12 protein-coding genes and 1 pseudogene are annotated in these 13,507 nt (G+C 65.6%); 5 read left to right on the forward strand and 8 right to left on the reverse strand.

The genetic code is table 11. The annotated features are described in order from the left end of the window. Window positions 1–152 precede the first annotated feature (152 nt). Window positions 153–1,400, reverse strand: coding sequence for an alpha/beta fold hydrolase (locus FHX68_RS05270; RefSeq protein ID WP_141920063.1), 1,248 nt, complete (start codon window positions 1,398–1,400; stop codon window positions 153–155). Window positions 1,401–1,424: 24 nt separating this feature from the next. Further along, window positions 1,425–1,955: pseudogene (locus tag FHX68_RS05275) on the reverse strand (ABC transporter ATP-binding protein); the annotation flags it as partial. A gap of 46 nt (window positions 1,956–2,001) precedes the next feature. On the opposite strand from FHX68_RS05275, the gene FHX68_RS05280 reads away from it, so the two are divergent. Beyond that, window positions 2,002–3,540: a recombinase family protein gene (locus tag FHX68_RS05280; protein WP_211345050.1), complete on the forward strand. Its 1,539-nt coding sequence runs from the start codon at window positions 2,002–2,004 to the stop codon at window positions 3,538–3,540. Window positions 3,541–3,946: 406 nt separating this feature from the next. On the opposite strand, the gene FHX68_RS05285 is transcribed toward FHX68_RS05280, so the two are convergent. Then, window positions 3,947–4,921: an IS481 family transposase gene (locus FHX68_RS05285; protein ID WP_141920066.1), complete on the reverse strand. Its 975-nt coding sequence runs from the start codon at window positions 4,919–4,921 to the stop codon at window positions 3,947–3,949. Window positions 4,922–5,048: 127 nt separating this feature from the next. On the opposite strand from FHX68_RS05285, the gene FHX68_RS05290 reads away from it, so the two are divergent. Continuing rightward, window positions 5,049–5,393, forward strand: a complete 345-nt coding sequence (locus tag FHX68_RS05290; RefSeq protein WP_141381573.1) for a histone-like nucleoid-structuring protein Lsr2 — start codon at window positions 5,049–5,051, stop codon at window positions 5,391–5,393. A 114-nt stretch (window positions 5,394–5,507) separates the two neighbouring features. On the opposite strand, the gene FHX68_RS05295 is transcribed toward FHX68_RS05290, so the two are convergent. From FHX68_RS05295 to FHX68_RS05315, 5 genes are all read right to left on the reverse strand, one after another. Further along, window positions 5,508–5,966, reverse strand: a complete 459-nt coding sequence (locus FHX68_RS05295; protein ID WP_229661657.1) for a sulfate permease — start codon at window positions 5,964–5,966, stop codon at window positions 5,508–5,510. 108 nt (window positions 5,967–6,074) lie between these two features. Further along, window positions 6,075–6,776: a hypothetical protein gene (locus FHX68_RS05300; protein ID WP_141381572.1), complete on the reverse strand. Its 702-nt coding sequence runs from the start codon at window positions 6,774–6,776 to the stop codon at window positions 6,075–6,077. Window positions 6,777–6,830: 54 nt separating this feature from the next. Further along, complete coding sequence (gene istB / locus FHX68_RS05305; RefSeq protein ID WP_068476904.1) at window positions 6,831–7,643, reverse strand: IS21-like element helper ATPase IstB; 813 nt, start codon at window positions 7,641–7,643, stop codon at window positions 6,831–6,833. Then, entirely contained in the window at window positions 7,640–8,947 is a 1,308-nt protein-coding gene (istA, locus tag FHX68_RS05310) for an IS21 family transposase (RefSeq protein ID WP_438268237.1), read from the reverse strand. The genes istB and istA overlap by 4 nt, the downstream gene beginning before the upstream one ends. A 342-nt stretch (window positions 8,948–9,289) precedes the next feature. Next, on the reverse strand, window positions 9,290–10,384 hold the full coding sequence (locus FHX68_RS05315; protein ID WP_141920068.1) for an IS110 family RNA-guided transposase: 1,095 nt from the start codon (window positions 10,382–10,384) through the stop codon (window positions 9,290–9,292). 391 nt (window positions 10,385–10,775) lie between these two features. Between FHX68_RS05315 and FHX68_RS05320 the strand changes: the two genes are divergently transcribed. From FHX68_RS05320 to FHX68_RS05330, 3 genes are all read left to right on the forward strand, one after another. Continuing rightward, entirely contained in the window at window positions 10,776–11,510 is a 735-nt protein-coding gene (locus FHX68_RS05320; RefSeq protein WP_141381634.1) for a DUF6349 family protein, read from the forward strand. 132 nt (window positions 11,511–11,642) lie between these two features. Continuing rightward, window positions 11,643–12,272 carry a DUF6037 family protein gene (locus tag FHX68_RS05325; RefSeq protein WP_141920070.1) on the forward strand — a complete coding sequence of 210 codons (630 nt, stop codon included), beginning with the start codon at window positions 11,643–11,645 and terminating at the stop codon, window positions 12,270–12,272. A gap of 26 nt (window positions 12,273–12,298) precedes the next feature. Then, window positions 12,299–13,497 (forward strand): IS3 family transposase gene (locus tag FHX68_RS05330; RefSeq protein WP_425325853.1). Its coding sequence is split into 2 segments (ribosomal slippage): window positions 12,299–12,568 and window positions 12,571–13,497, totalling 1,197 coding nucleotides; the frame shifts between segments, so codons are not numbered across the junction. Window positions 13,498–13,507: the final 10 nt, after the last annotated feature.

Genomic DNA, 13,507 nt, shown 5'->3' on the forward strand with positions numbered 1-13,507 from the left:
GGCGTGCGCTCGCGGAGCGACGGGTGCGGGCGCCACCGACCGTGACCGCCCCCGCGGCGAGACCCACCCGGCTGGGCGCGACGGCTCGACGCGCGCCCCGACACCGGCGATCCGCCGCCGTTCTGACGCACGCCCGACGGCGCCGTCGAGCCTCAGCGCATGCGGCGTCCGCGTGCCAGGTCGATCAGGCGCGGCAGCACGTCGCCGGCGCGCAGTCCGTTATGCTCGTGCTCGCTCGTGATCCAGGGGGTGATCCCGGGGAGCAGCCGCGCGGTCTCGAGCGAGAACTCCAGCGGCACGAACACGTCCCCGGTGTAGACCGCCGCGGCGCCGCCGGCATCCGACGCGGCGAGCGCGTCGGCGTCGTAGAGGCGCGGCCATTCGACGTCAGCCACGCGGAGCGCCGCGTCGCGCCACGGCTGCATGCCCGGCACGGTGTCGAACCAGTCGCGGCGCACGTGCTCACCCGTCAGGAGCGTCGGGTCGGCCAGGAAGTCGTCCGGCTCGACGCGGTCGGCCGACCAGCGCGTCGCGTGACCGTCCGCGTAGCTGGACTCGTGGAAGAGGAAGTACAGCGGGTTCCGCGCCGAGAACGGCAGCGCCCTGGCGAGGTCGTAGCGGAACGCGTTGCTGCGCGGATCCGTCTCGAGCAGCCCATAAAGGGTCTGCCACCCGTCGTTCGTCCCCAGCAGCATGCCGAGCGAGCGCAGGCGAGACACCGACACCACCTCGCCGCCCGGCAGCACGATCCCGCCCGAGGCGGCGAGGTCGAGTCGCTCCCGCATCGCGTCGCGGTGACCGGGGAAGCGCCGGTAGTAGCGCTCCGAAGCATCCCGCATCTTGTCGTAGGTCAGCGCATAGACCTCGTCGGGATGCCGGCCCACGGCGCTGAGCCCACCCGTGATGTACACGTCATCGAGCGAGTCGGCGTGCGTGCTCAGGTAATGCAGGATCGTGAAGCCGCCGAACGACTGGCCGAGCACGCTCCAGGTCTCCACGCCCAGGCTCTCGCGCACCGCCTCGGCATCCGCCACGATCGCGTCGGCGCGCAGGTGCGTCACATACTCGGCGACGCCCTCCGCCCCGCGGGCCAGATTGTCGTCGCCGAACGGGGTGGATGCCCCGGTGCCGCGCTGATCGAGCAGCACGACCCGGTAGTGGGCGAGCGCGCCGTCGAGCCAGCTCGGCGAGGTCGGCGCATGGAACGCGGGCGGAGCCTCGAACCCCGGGCCGCCCTGCAGAAACACCAGGTACGGCAGGTCGTCGCCGCCCTCGCGGGTGACGACGGCGGCGTGCACGTCGATCGTGCGCGCGTCGGTCGGATCACCCCAGACGAGCGGCAGCGTGACGGTGTGGTCGTCGATGCGGAGGTCAGCCAGGCGGCGGGTCGTGACAGTCACACGACCAGCCTAGACACGCCCCGGTCAGCCGATCTGCTCGGTGAGGGCGAACCAGCGCTCCTCGAGAGCCGCGACCTCGGCATCCAGCTCGCCGATCCGCGCCATCTTCTCGCCGAGGCCCACGTAGTCGGACTGGTCGTGCTCGGCGAGCGCCGTGCGCGCGGCGTCGGCCTGCGCGGTGAGCTTCTCGATGCGCCGCTCGGCCGCGGCGATCTCCTTCTGCGCCGCGCGCAGATCCGCGCCGCTGAGGGCGGGTCCCGCGGATGCCGGTGACGCGGGCGATCCCGCGCCGGCGCCGGACCCCGCGCCGGAGCCAGACCCGGCGCCCGCCGTCGCCCGCTCCCGCTCGCGCAGCCGCAGATACTCGTCGATGCCGCCGGGGAGATGCCGCAGGCGCCCACCCCCGTCCTGCCCCGGGAGCACGGCGTACTGCTGGTCGGTGACCCGTTCGAGGAAGTACCGATCGTGACTGACCACGAGGAGCGTCCCCGCCCACGAGTCGAGGAGGTCTTCGAACGCGGCGAGCATGTCGGTGTCGAGGTCGTTCGTCGGCTCACCAAACCCTCCGGAAGCGAATACAGGAAGAGAGCACCTGTTCGCCATGGAGAATCAACTACTCAAGCCCACGCCCACCGATGAGGTCAACGCTCTCATCTACACCCGAGCATCGATGGACCGGAAGTACCTCATGCGGTCCACCGGCGATCAAGAGACCGACTGCCGAACCTGGTGCGACCAGCAAGCATGGCACGTCGGCAAGGTCATCACCGATGCGAACCGTTCCGCCTCCAAGTGGCGCACTCGCGAACGCGAAGGATTCGAGGAGGCCCTACACCTGATCGAATCTCAAGAATACGCCGCCTTCGTTACCTGGGAACCCTCCCGCGCAGGGCGTGAACTGCTCGCCTTCGTTCAACTCCGCGCGGCCTGCCAGGAGGCTGGCGTGCTTTACCTGACGAAGGGCCGCGTCTACGACTTCTCCCGCCATGACGACAGCTTCATGATGGGACTGGAGTTCCTGACTGCGGAGAAGGACGCCGCGATCATCCGCGACCGGCAACTCCGTACCGTGCGCCTCCACGCCCAACAAGGACGCCCTCACGGCCGTCTTCCGTACGGATATCGTCGAGTTTATGATCCGCACACCGGTGTGCTGCTCCGTCAGGAGATCGACCCCGAGAAGGCAGCGATCATCACTCGAGCCGTCGAAGACATCCTCAATGGCGTACCGATCAACGCAATCGTCACCCAACTGAACCGCGAAGGCGTGCCGACCCCGATGAAGCCGAACACCGAGAACTCTCGCGGATGGATGAGCTCGTCGCTGAGACAGATCCTACTCAGCCCGACGATTGTAGGTCTGCGCAAGTACCGCGGTGAGATCATCGGCGAAGCGGACTGGCCGGCGATCATTCCCCGCGAGAAGTGGGAACAGGTCAACCGCGTCCTGGCCGATCGGGCACGTCGCACCCGCTACGTCGACGAGGACAACCACAGCCATCCGAAGTGGCTGCTGTCCTTCGTCGCCAAGTGCGGCTACTGCTCGCGCGGCTTGGTCCGCCTACACGGAGTAATCCCACGCAAGAACGGCGAGCGGCGCGACAACTACACGTGCGCAGCCGTCGGGTGCCGGAAGATCAGCATCGACATCCCGCGAACGGACGAGTTTGTCGTGTCGACCCTGCTCGGCTGGCTGTCGAAGCCTGAGAGCCTGGCCGTGCTGGCTGGTCCAGGAGAGAACTGGCAGGAACAGATCGAAGAGGCCGAGGCCCGTGTGGCGCAGCTGCGCGGACGGTTGGACGAGGCCGCAGAAGAGTATGCGGCCGGACGTATCAGCATGGCGATGCTGTCGAGCATCGAACAGCGCTTGAAGCCCCAGATCGTGGAGGCCGCGAAGGCCACCGTCCCACCCGTTTCCGACGCCACGGTGCTTCATCTCATGAGCGCAGAGGACATCGAGACGGCGTGGAACGGCCTGGACTTGCTGGAGCAGCGACGCATCGTCAAGACGCTGTTCGATATCAGGATCGTGAAGGCGAAGCAGATGGGGGGCATCTTCGACACCGGTCGCATCAGGATCGAGCCTCGATACGCCGTGCCTCAGCAGTCATATCGATGGAGTCGAGAAGAGACTGCCTAATCGCATCCTCCTGTTCCTGGCTCAGCGGCAGGAACGACGAGCCGAGCTCTCGCCCTCGCGCCGCGATGGGCGAGAGCTCGGCGGTCGACTCCTCATCGTCGCGCTTCGCGCTCTCCAGAGCTCCAGCGTGTCGAGTACGGTCGCCTTCCTGGTGCTTCACATGTTCGTTCATGCGCAGGAGGTACGCAGAGCACCCAATACGCGCCCGGTGTGGATAAGCCCGTTCCGGAGATTGCCTTTGAGTGGTTCGATCAGCCAGAGAGCATTGTCCGACTCACCGGAGGCGCGCCCCTTCCCGCTTGAATGGGGCAGGGCCGCGCTGCGCTGTTGCCTATGTCCGGATTTCTCAGTGTTGCCGCGGAGGAGGACCCGGAGAAGGTTGACCAGTGAGGAGGGCGCTACGACCCTAGATGTACTGACCTCGACCGTTGTTGATTCGGTCGATGGGGGTTTTGCCTCCGATGCCGAGGTGGTGCCTGTCTAGGTTGTAGTAGTCGAGCCAGGTCGTCAACCCTGCTTTTCGGTCGTCGTTCGAGCTCCAGGGGCGGGCGTAGGCCCACTCGGTGGCGAGGGTGCGGTTGAGGCGTTCGACTTTCCCGTTGGTCCAGGGGCAGTGCGGTTTGATGAACCGCTGTCGGATGCCGTGCGCGTCGACCACGGCCTTGAACGCGGCCGAGTGGCGGTAAGCGAACGCGTTGTCGCTGATGACGCGTTCGACTGTGACGCCGAGGCGCGCGTAGAACGCGATCGCCCGCTCGAGCACACCCGCGGCGGTGATGCCTTTCTCGTCGTCGTGGATCTCCGCGTAAGCAACTCGGGAATGGTCGTCGATGACGGTGTGCACGTAGTCGTAACCCAGGCCCCGCTTGCGCGCAGGACGTTGCCCGCGGCCATGCAGACGCCATCCGCCGCCGTCGGGGATACGGCCGAGTTTCTTCACATCAACGTGGATCAGGGACCCGGGATGATCATGCTCGTAACGCTGCGCGGATCGGCGGGTCGCGCGGATCACGGACCCCGTGACCGGGTCCAGCTCCCGCAGCAACGGCACGTGGTGGCGGCGCAACACCCTACCGACCGTTGAGGCCTGCAAGCCGAGCTTGTCAGCGATGAACACCGGCCCACGCCGAGTGAGGTGCCGCATGATCCGCACCCTCGCCTCCACGCACGCTTTGGTCTGGCGAGGGTGGGAGCGGGCGACGCTGGAACGATCGATCAGGCCCGCCGGGCCGCACTCCCGGAACCTGCGCCACCACCGCCACGCGGTCGTGCGGGAGATCCCCATTTCCGCGGCAACATGCGCGACCGCACGCCCCGACTGGATGCGCTGAACCATGATCAACCGGCCGGCCGGAGTCAGCCGGGCATTAGCGTGAGACAAGAGAGACCTCCGTGCGTTTGAGCTGAAGAACTTAGACAGCTCCAACTCGACCCCGGAGGTCTCTCCTACGTCAACAACGATCTGGGTCAGTACACCTAGACGCCCGTGTGCACATAGACTCACGACCATGGCCAGGAGGATCATTGAACGACTTGTAGACGATCTCGACGGTGCTGTGCTTGACCCCGATGAAGGAGTGACGATCACGTTCGGGATCGACAAAGGGACGTACGAGATCGACCTCTCCGAGGCGCACGCGCAGGAACTGCGTAATGCACTGACTCCGTACGTTGAGGCGGCTCGTGCGGTCGGTGGCCGACGGTCTTCACGCGCCCGGATCGTGAATTCGCGGCAGCGTAGCGGCTACCAGTTGAGCGAGATTCGGCAGTGGGCGGTGGAGAACGGACATGACGTCCCTGCTCGCGGGCGGGTTCCCAACGCCGTCATCGATGCCTACAACGCCGCGCACTAGAGGTCGCGGATCACCAACTCTTGAAAGCCTTGCGGGCCTGAGAAGGGTGGCCGAGGATCGCTGTCCGGGAGTGGAGTCAGCGGGTCGGTCGGTGAGGTAACGGCTGGAGCTACGTCATCGGTCCGCGTGGACGGGTTCGGCTGCTTCTTCGTGATCGGTTGCGGTCGTTTCCTCACGTCGGCTCTGGATGCCTTCGGTAGCGCGCGCCCAGGCCAAGAGAACAAGGCTCACCGGCCCCATGATAAGAAACTTGAACGCCGACCAGAAGCAGACCAGCACGACCATGTGCAGCCATTCCCAGCCGGGTCCGCCGGTGTCGATCTTGACGGTGCACCAGTAGGCGATGGCGAAGTACAGGCCCGAGATGAGCATCGCCGGCACGCCCCACTTCAGGCCGCGCCGGGAGCGGATGAGATCGAGCGCGATGTTGCTGGGCAGGCAGGTTCGTAGCAGGCCGCGGGTTGCGACGCTCGCGATGAAGATGTTCCGGAACGTGGCAGTCCTCCGTAGCGGCGATGCTGCTACTGGATGAACGTGCCGGGGCGGATTCCCTGGCGTGTCATGCCGTTCCACTTTGCGGGGTACGGCCTACTAATTCGATTCGCCTGCCCCTAGTTTATCGCTCTCATCGGACAAGCGGAAGAGCCGTGCGAGGAGCGCTCGGCGGCGTACCGACTGGTGTCAGAGACTCAGCCCTCCGCGTTCCGGCGCTGCCCTCCGCCGTGGGGCAGAACCGAGTGGATCGGCTCGCTGGCTGCGGATGCCCCGGGACGTCTGCGAGCGAAGCGCGTCGATCTCCTTCTGCTGTGCCTCGAGCCGAGCCTCCAGACTCCCCACGTGCTCGGTCAGCTGCGTGACGCGCCCCTCCAACGCTTCGTGCTCGGTGCGGGGCGCGCGTGCAGGTGCCAGGATGGGAGGTGATGGCGGGAGCGGGTTGCCCTCTCTCACCAGGAACAGCATCTGCTCCGGCTCTGACGATTGAGGACCGCCGTCGCGAGAAGCCGTGACAAGGTCCGCGAACTCGCTGGCGTGGGAGAGTTCCGGCGGCATCTCGTCTGGGTGGGCCTCGCGGAGCGACACGCTGATCAGTTCGAGATGTGACGCTGAGACCGGCACGACCTGCCGCGCGTCGAGTTCGTCAGCAAGCGCCTCGCACTGATCCGCGAGGGCGAAGTGGCTCGCGGCCGCTTCCTGCACGTCGTCCGTCAACCCGGGTAAACCGTCTTCATCGTCCGTTTCGGGAAGGAGGTGTGCGTCGAGCAATCCGTCGCCTTCTCCTCGCCGGTAGTTGCTGTACCGGCGTAGCTCGCGGGTTACCGCCACCCGTTCGGTGTCGTTCAACGTCAATGAGGATGGATGAGTCACGACGGTGATGGCGCTCATCGAAATTCTCCAGAGTTGCTCATCGGAATTCCTCAGGTCGCGTGGTCAGTCAGGTTAGCGCAGGTTCGTGCCGGTCGTGACGCGGCGGAGTTCGTCTGCGGCGGTGGCGTGGTGGCGGAGCCGGTAAGAGGCTCCATCGAGGGTGATCACGACGGATCGGTGCAAGAGCCGGTCGAGCATGGCTGCGGCGACGGTGGTGTCGCCGAGGATCTCGCCCCAGGCTCCGACCGGCCGGTTCGTGGTGATCACGATGGAGGTCTTCAGGTAGCGCTGGTTGATGACCTGGAACAAGGCTGAGGCGGCCTCGCCGGGTAGTGGCAGGTAGCCAAGCTCGTCGATGATGAGCAGGGTCGGACCGGCGAAGAAACGCATCATCGTCGACCACTTGCCTTCGATCGCGGCGCGGTGGCAGCGGGCGGCGAGGTCGGCGGCGGAGGTGAAGTAGACGCGGTAGCCGGCGGTGACGGCGGCGTGGCCGAGGCCGGTGGCGATGTGGGTCTTCCCGACGCCGGGCGGGCCGATCAGGAGCACGTTGGTGGCGGTGTCGATGAACCGGCAGGTGCCGAGCTCGGCCAGCAGCGACCGGTCGATGCCGGATGCGGCGTCGTGATCGAAGTCGTCCAGGGTCTGCCCGGTGGGGAGGTTCGCGAAACGGAACCGGCCAGCCAAGCGGCGGGCGTCGGTGGCGGTGACCTCGACTCGCAGTAGGTGCTCGAGGGCCTGCGTCAGGGTCCATCCTTCGGCTTGCGCCTGGTCGAGGACGGCGGGGAGGGCGTCCGCGGCGTCGGCGAGTTTCAGGTCGGTGAGGTGGCCGCGCAGCTGTTGATAGACGCTCGCTGCCGTCGTGGTGGCTGTGGTTGTGGTCATCGGAGGGTGTTCCTGTTCTTCGCGGCCTGCTCGTAAGCGGCCAGGCTGATCACGGTCGAAGGCTGCGCTGCAGCGCTGGTGAGGGCTGCGGCAGCGCGCAGCGCGGCGCTGCCGGGTGGGATGCGTTCTTTGCGGCGGTGCGGGCGTCCTGGTGTCGCTGACGCCATCGCGATGGCCTCCAGTGCGGTGACATGGCCGCTGTCGCGGATCGTGACGCCGAGGCCGGGTTCGGCGACCTGGTGGCGGGCGACGACCGTCCCCGATGCGGTGGCGATGTCGATGATGTCCGCGCCGAGCCGCTGCCGGACCTCGACTTTCGCGGCGGCGAGTTCGGGCGGGACGGAGTAGCGATTCCCACGCCAGTCGATCAGCGCTTGCCGGGTCGCGGTGCGCTCCTCTGTGATGATCACAGGGAACACAACCGCAGGTAGCGGTCTGAGCCGCTCGTTCACGAACAGGGCCGACGCTGTCGTCGTCCCGAGCTCGCCCTCACGCCGCCGGTCGTCCTGCCCTGCGGCGAACGTGTTCAGGCTGGCCTGCGCTTGCTCGAGGGTGAGGTCGTCGGGCAAGGTCCGCCACCAGCGTTGCGCGGCGGTGTGATTGTTCTTCTCGACCACGCCCTTCCTGTTCCCCGACCTCGGCCGGCAGACCACCGCGGTGACGCCGTGGTGCTTCGCGAACGCGGCGAACTGCGGGACCAGGTCGCCGGTGCGGTGGTCCAGGACCGTCCGCATCCGGTCGAACCGCCAGGTCTTCGTGAGCCCGCCCAGCAGGGCGAGCAGGGTCGTCATCGCGGCGAGCAGGTGCGGGGTGTCCATCGACGGGGAGATCACGCCCCGCCAGACACCCGAGTGCGCGAGCGACCCGACCAGGACATACGCGGTCTTGCGTCCGAACCCCCAATGCGCGGGCGGGTCGGGCATCTCGACCCAGTCGAACTGGGTCTCCTCCCCGGGCGGGTGCTCGATGACCGCGTTTGCGCGTTTGGTGACGTGCGCGCACGCGGTGCACGCCGGACGCAGCCCGCGGGCACGAATCTGCCGCGTCAGCGTCGGATACGACCCCTCGTAACCGAGCGGTCGCAGCTCGTCGAGCAGCGTCACCGCCCACAGGTGCGGGTCCTCGGTCAGTCTCGCGGTGGCGTAGTCGACGAACGCGTCGAACGAGTCCGGGATGGTGCGCTCACGCATCCCGGGCTGGCGTTCACCGTTCAGATACGCGCGGATGGTCTTGCGGTCATGGTTAGTGCGGCGGGCGATCTCGCTGATCGTCATCCCCTGCCGTTTCAGAGCGTGGATGTCCACGCTGCTCCTCTCTGAGAGCATGAGAACAGGGCCTTCCTCCGGCTGGTGTGTGGTCAGAGACCACCAGCATCGAGGAAGGCCCGCCTCATGCGGCGGAGCGACCCAGAGTGGAGAATTTCGATGAGCAGAACCGAGGAATTTCAGTGAGCGCCGTCAACGGGTCGCCTTCCGACTGTGCACGAGGACAAAGTGATGCTGGAAAGGTGCCCGCGTCGCTTCGGCCAGACCGTGAGGCTCCCACGGCGATACCCCAGCTTGCGGAAGGGTCGACATGAGCGGCCGGATGGTGACCCCGCGCCACGAGTTCGATAGTTCCGCGTCTGACTGAAGCTTCTATGTCTGTCAAGCGGGGCTCGGTGCGGATTCTGGGACGGCGATGGCGGCCCGTGATTCGGCGGTCAGCGTGCGGTAGATCTGCCGTGCGAGGTAGCGCTTGAGGACTCGGCGGATCTCCTTCTTCGAGAGTCCTTCTGCGGTGCGTCGTTCGGCGTATGCGCGGGTCGTAGGGTCGTAGGCCATCCGAGTGACGACGGCCATGTGCAGGGCTCGGTTCAGTCGCCGGTCTCCACCTCGGTTCAGGCGATGGCGCACTGTGTTGCCTGACGATGCAGGGATGGGGCTGACCCCGGCGAGGGAGGCGAACGCGGCCTCGTCGCGCACGCGACCGTCGTGGGACCAAGCGGCCATAGCGACGGCGGCAGTGACAGGACCGATGCCGATCTTTTCAAGGAGCACCTTTGCCGGCGACTGAGCGAGGAGCGCAGTCGTAGCCGCGATGTTCTCGGCGAGCTCGCTGTCCAGAGCGGTGATGCGTCTGGCGAGCCTCACGGCTTCGTTCCGGGCCGTTGCAATGCCGACCTCTTCATGGCGGACGCGCCAATGGGACACCTCGCCGATCTGCGTTCTCGTGAGCGGCTTGCGCGCGTCAATGCCCAGATCCACCATCCGCAGCAAGGCGAGCAGTGCGTTGACGTTGGCCGTCCGCTCGCCTGTCATCAGCTCCCGAGCAGTCACCAGTACGCGCAATCCTGCACGTACTGCGTCGTCCGAGCGCAACTGGCGCATCCGGTCGACCTCGAGGGGCAGCACGGCGGCGGCAATCCGGCGGGCGTCCAACTGATCGGACTTGCCGATTCCGCGGTTGGCTTTGGCGTTCATCCGCGCAGCTTCGACGGCCGTGTAGCCGGTGTCGGCGACGGCGCGAGCGAGTTGCGCGCCGTAGGTGGCGGCGCATTCGATCACCCACAACACCGTGAGATCGCCACCAGTTCGACGCCCTGCCCAGGCGACGGCCCGCGCCAGGCCGCTACGGGTGGTGGGGAAGGTCGCCTCCTCGATGATCTCGCCGCTCGGTGTGGCGAGGATCGATAGGGCGTGGGTCTTGGCATGTGTGTCGACACCGATGACGAACGGGTGGGCGTGCGCGACGATAGTCATTGCGGCTCGGTCCTTCCTACTTGAGACAGATGGGCTGGCCGCGACGGCCAGTGCCAGCCCGGGTAGGAGTCATTTCGGGGCAGGACTGTGATGAGTCACAGCCTCGCTACGGCGGGGCTGGACAAGCTTCTGATCAGGTCACCGAGGTGGGCCGGGATGGCGCTGGCCGACCTGCTTCCGCTGGACAATTCAGTTCGAGGACACCGCTCACACAGGTCAGTCACCTATTGGGTCACAGCAGTTACAGCCGGCCAACGCCATCCATCAGCAGCCGGTCCCGGACCAGCCACCTCAAGACTCACAGTCTCCTGTGCTCCATTCGATACGTGCGGCGAAGCGCGCTGTCGTCCGTCGGCTCGGCGCGTACCTGACGGCGAGGGGAAGGAGCAGCATGGACAAGCAGATCGATGGGCAGCTTGCGTTCGACTTCGACCAGTTCGCCCGCGAGGAGGCCCGCGACCGGTTGGATGAATGGTCGGGCGCTCCGCTGCGCTTCACGCAGGACTACTACCCGCCGGCTGCGATTGACGAGGCCTTCGATCACTGGGTCTTCATCAACGGTCATCACGGGTCTCACGCGCGCAGTCACATGTGGCATCGGATGATGTGGAACGCTGGAGCGGTGGAGTTCGGTGACCATCGCGGCGAGATGTTCAGTGCCGAGTTGAGGCCCGAGCACGGGCAGGAAGGGCCGGGCGGTCTGCTTGAGCAGATGGTGTGCGAGCCGTGCCAGTGGCACGCGATCGACGAGGATGAGAATTCCGTCGTCGAGCAGTGGCATGACCACGCCGTTCCGGGCTGGCGTGAGCTTCCCGTCGTGCCGGCGTCGGTGCGCGTGCGTGACGGGTCGAAAATGACGAAGCTCGCACTTGCCTGGATTCGGGAGCGCTACCCGGAGCATATGCAGGTGCCGGGTGCTCCGATCATCACCGAACGCCAGCCGTACGGCACTCGTCACGTCGCCGGCTACTCGCCGTGGAACGGGTACGACCTCTCGCACACGGCCCTGGACTGCCCCGCCCGACTATCCAACGGGCGAGCCATTCGAAGGGATGTGCCGCCGTTCACACCAGCAAGGACAGCCTCCGACCGTGATCTTCCGGGTGCCAAGAGCTTGACGAGTTGATGCCGAAGCCAGCTACTGCGATTGCACGATCGCGCATCCAATGACTTCAAGTCCTTCGTAGCGAGGAAGCGAGCGGTCTGGTCGCGAAGCCACGTGGTTGCGAGTCCCGTGCGCTGAGAGCATGATTTCTACATGGACGCTCCGATGGAAAATCTCCGTGCTCTCCGTGATGAACTGGAGCACCGTGGGTGGGTAGTCACATGCTTCCCGTTCGTCTATAAGAAGCACAAGTACTTCGTCCTGGTCGAGAGATATGTTCCACCTGCACAGGTTCCGAAAGGACAGCTTGTTCAGCTCACGTTCGTCGACAGTCAGGACACGAGCAATACCTTGTCTGGCCCGGCCAACAGGTACAAGATCGACGTCGCCGTGAAACACCTGCGCAAATTCTTCGGCGTCGAATGGGCCGAAAACCTGGGAGATTTCATGAGCCAGTTTTATGTGCACTTTGGAAGACTCGTACCCTCAACCCTGCCATTACATCTCGGGGTCGAAGAGCAGGACGTCGTAGTCCGTCAACTCGACAATAGTGATAGCGAGGATCCGCGCAAGCGGTTCTGCTACACGGTGCGTCGGAACGGCCTTCGCGCTGGCGGAAAGGTTGGCAGGCGGTCACCTTTCAACTCTCAGAAGACGGATATGCTTCGACCTGCACTGTACGAGCACTTTAAGAACGACGAACACATCAGTTTCGTCTACTCCGTCAATCCAGAAGATGGGAATGCTGAAGCTTTGGTTGACTCTGGGACTGCTTTGATTTGAAGGATCGGGGCGGGAAGGATGAAGTCATGCCGGTGAAGTTTTCGGAGGAGTTCAAGCGCGACGCGGTCGCTCTGGTGCTCACGCAGGGAATGTCGCAGAAGCAGGTCTGCGCGGATATGGGGATCTCGAAGTCGGCGTTGCAGGCGTGGGTGCGTAACGTCGAGCTGGCCGGCCGCGGGATCGCGCCGGCGGCGTCGAGCGATCGGGACGGGCAGCGTGAGCAGGCGAAGATGCTCAAGCGGATCCGCGAGTTGGAGATGGAGAACGAGATCCTCCGGAAGGCCGCGGCGTATCTTTCGCAAGCGAACCTTCGGATCGGTGCTGCGTCCCCAAAATAGTGTTCCCGCTCGTCCGTGAACTGGCTGCGGCCGGCGCCCCCGTGAGGGTGTCGGTCGCGGTGGCGTGCAGGGTCCTCGGCTTCTCCAAGCAGGCGTACTACCAGTGGCTGGCCAATCCGGTCAGCGATCGCGACTGGGACGAGGCGCATCTGATCAACGCTGCCCGGGACGTGTGGGATGAGGACCGTTGTCAGGGGTACCGGCTCATCTCCGACGAACTCGTCGACGACGGCTGGCAGGTGTCTGAGCGTCGCGTGTGGCGGGTGTGCTCGCAGGAGGGCATGTTCTCGGCCGCGCACCGCCGCAAGGGCTCTCGGAAGCATCGCCGGCCGGGTCCTGCCGTGCACGACGACCATGTCAGACGTGACTTCACCGCCGACCGGCCCAACGAGTTGTGGCTCACCGACATCACCGAACACCGAACCGGTGAGGGCAAGGTGTACTTGTGCGCGGTCAAGGACGTGTTCAGCAACCGGATCGTGGGCTACTCGATCAGCGACCGGATGAAGGCCCGACTGGCCGTTGACGCGCTCACCGACGCATTCCACCGGCGCGGTAAGCCAGCCGGGGTGACGGTGCATTCCGATAGAGGCAGTCAATTTCGAAGCCGTAGATTCCGGCGTGCCCTTCGACACTTCGGGCTGCGCGGATCGATGGGCAGAGTCGGCGCGTGCGCGGACAACGCGGCCATGGAGAACTGGTTCAGTCTGCTGCAGAAGAACGTCCTCAACCAGCAGCAGTGGACCACCCGTGACGAGCTTCGCCTCGCGATCGTGTACTGGATCGAGGCACGCTACCACCGATGCCGCCGTCAACGAAGACTCGGGAAGTTGACGCCCATCGAGTTCGAGACCATCATGAAACACCCCGCCTGCCTGGCGGGATAAGGAAACGAGT

Origin of the sequence: Microbacterium lacticum (assembly GCF_006716815.1) — a bacterium.
GTDB classification, from domain to species: Bacteria; Actinomycetota; Actinomycetes; order Actinomycetales; family Microbacteriaceae; genus Microbacterium; species Microbacterium lacticum.

Bases quoted from the DNA above. Each gene is read 5' to 3' on its own strand.
- FHX68_RS05280 (WP_211345050.1), top strand. From the start codon at position 2,002: ATGGAGAATCAACTACTCAAGCCCACGCCCACCGATGAGGTCAACGCT.
- FHX68_RS05290 (WP_141381573.1), top strand. From the start codon at position 5,049: ATGGCCAGGAGGATCATTGAACGACTTGTAGACGATCTCGACGGTGCT.
- FHX68_RS05300 (WP_141381572.1), bottom strand. From the start codon at position 6,776: ATGAGCGCCATCACCGTCGTGACTCATCCATCCTCATTGACGTTGAAC.
- istB (WP_068476904.1), bottom strand. From the start codon at position 7,643: ATGACCACAACCACAGCCACCACGACGGCAGCGAGCGTCTATCAACAG.
- FHX68_RS05315 (WP_141920068.1), bottom strand. From the start codon at position 10,384: ATGACTATCGTCGCGCACGCCCACCCGTTCGTCATCGGTGTCGACACA.
- FHX68_RS05320 (WP_141381634.1), top strand. From the start codon at position 10,776: ATGGACAAGCAGATCGATGGGCAGCTTGCGTTCGACTTCGACCAGTTC.
- FHX68_RS05325 (WP_141920070.1), top strand. From the start codon at position 11,643: ATGGACGCTCCGATGGAAAATCTCCGTGCTCTCCGTGATGAACTGGAG.